This window comes from Candidatus Oscillochloris fontis, assembly GCF_004138135.1.
In the GTDB taxonomy this organism is placed as follows: domain Bacteria; phylum Chloroflexota; class Chloroflexia; order Chloroflexales; family Chloroflexaceae; genus Oscillochloris; species Oscillochloris fontis.
The window spans coordinates 1-1,433 of record NZ_RYFD01000123.1; the positions used below are offsets into that span (position 1 = coordinate 1).

Sequence of the window (1,433 nt, forward strand, 5' to 3'; positions counted from 1 at the left end):
CAGGCCCGCTTCCGGCGGGATTGCGATCACGTCCTCTCCAAGCAGATTGTCCAGTCGGTGCAGCCCGGCGCAACGATAGTGCTGGAGAACCTGACCGACATCCGTAAGCGGTCGAAGATCCGCAAGAAGACGAAGACCAGCCGCCGGGTGCATCGCTGGTCATTTGCGCAGATCAAGGGATTTGTCGCGTACAAAGCCGAGGGACGGGGGTGTACGGTGGCTGGGGTCGATCCCCGGCATACCTCGCAGACCTGTAGCTGCTGTGGGCATATCGCCCGCAACAACCGCCGTTCCCGTGGCCGGTTCGTGTGTCGGGTGTGTGGCTTCGAGTTGCATGCCGACCTCAACGCGGCGCGGAATATTGCGGCCACGTACCATGCCCGTGGGGGTAGATCTCCTACTGGCGGGCTGCCTGTCAACCAGCCAATCGTATCCGTCCCGGTGCCTCGGCATCAGGAGTGAGGTACAAGCCGTGGGGCTTTAGCCCCTGCGGTAAGTTGACCCCGGAGCATGCGCCGCTGGACTATGCGATGACGCAAGGAAATCTCCTTATCCTGCACCGCAAGTTAGTTGATCTCCCTGAAGCGCAGAACCAGCAGCATCTCCGGAGCGCCTTGGAGTGTGGCCTGCGTGCCTTTAATATCTTTGCCCAAATGGGGCATCAGCACTACCTAGAGCAGACAGTAGGTTTGCTGCGCGAGTTTCGCCACGATCATGGCGATCATTTTGATGCGCTCTGGGCAGAACTGGTGGCTGCGCCATTGCCTACGTGGCTCGCGGATCAACCTGAAGCGCCGGAACCAACGCTGTCTGATCTCCAAGACCGCCTCGCCGCTGCGGGTGTCACCAATGCTGAGTCGCTGCAACACGCACTCGAAGCCGACCCAGAGTTGGCCCGTGCCTATAGCGACTTTCTCGCTGCGCACCCGGAGTTGCTGATGCGGTCACTCATTGAAACTCTGCTCCAGGTCGAAGATAACCAGGCGATGGTAGCCTTCTGGCAGCAACTCCCGGCAGAACTGGAAGACCCATTGCTCAGTGCCGCCGAGGCGTTGCTGGCGCAGGCCCAGCACGCCGGGGAGGACGATCTTGTCGCTGCACTTGGCCCGCGTCTGGCCGGGTTGCGCCACATCTGCGCGGCACAACGGGCGCAGCATCCGCCGGGTGATGGTGGGTAGAGGGGATTGACCGCAGAGGTGCGCAGAGGGATGGGAGTAGCGGAAAGCCCATTATATCTGTTGTGGGTGAAGCCCACGGGCGAGGGGCTGGGGGTGAGGGCCATACAGCGGCGAACGGTCAAGTGGTTACGAACCATATGCCTGTTTGCAGCATTTGTGTGCTATACTACATAAACATGGGGGTTGTGCTAGTACATAAACTTTAAAAATCGCCTATCGTTGTATTTTTCTACGAATAGGTGATGCACGTATGCC

Annotated in this window: 2 protein-coding genes; both read left to right on the plus strand. The window is 59.7% G+C overall.

Translation table 11 applies throughout. The features are described from left to right. Positions 1 to 462: RNA-guided endonuclease InsQ/TnpB family protein (locus EKD03_RS18210; RefSeq protein ID WP_153188307.1), on the plus strand; the 462-nt coding region annotated here is incomplete at its 5' end. A 68-nt stretch (positions 463 to 530) separates the two neighbouring features. Continuing rightward, positions 531 to 1,178: a hypothetical protein gene (locus EKD03_RS18215; protein ID WP_129633872.1), complete on the plus strand. Its 648-nt coding sequence runs from the start codon at positions 531 to 533 to the stop codon at positions 1,176 to 1,178. The last annotated feature ends 255 nt before the right edge of the window (positions 1,179 to 1,433 follow it).